The sequence below is a fragment of the Bacillus cereus group sp. BfR-BA-01408 genome (assembly GCF_022663305.1).
Lineage (GTDB): Bacteria > Bacillota > Bacilli > Bacillales > Bacillaceae_G > Bacillus_A > Bacillus_A pacificus.
In genome coordinates, this window is the sequence record NZ_JAKUFF010000229.1 from 1 (window position 1) to 310 (window position 310).

Sequence of the window (310 nt, forward strand, 5' to 3'; positions counted from 1 at the left end):
TTCTTTCTTTTGAGATAATAAGTAATCAAGCATTAATGCACCTGTTTGGTTACCAGTTAATACTTGGAACTCACCATCGTGATTACGAACTGCTACACCAAGGCGGTCTGCATCAGGATCCGTTGCGATTAACACATCTGCGCCTACCTTCTCACCGTCACGAATTGCATATTCAAATGCTGCATGCTCTTCTGGGTTCGGTGATTTTACTGTAGAGAAGTTCGGATCTGGTAACTCTTGCTCTTTTACAACTGTTACATCTGTAAATCCAACTTCTTCTAAACCACGGCGTACAGAAATATTTGATGTT

Annotated in this window: 1 pseudogene; it reads right to left on the reverse strand. The window is 41.0% G+C overall.

Going from position 1 to position 310, the window contains the following annotated elements:
• Window positions 1–310 (reverse strand): annotated as a pseudogene (locus tag MR083_RS28355) (phospho-sugar mutase); the annotation flags it as partial.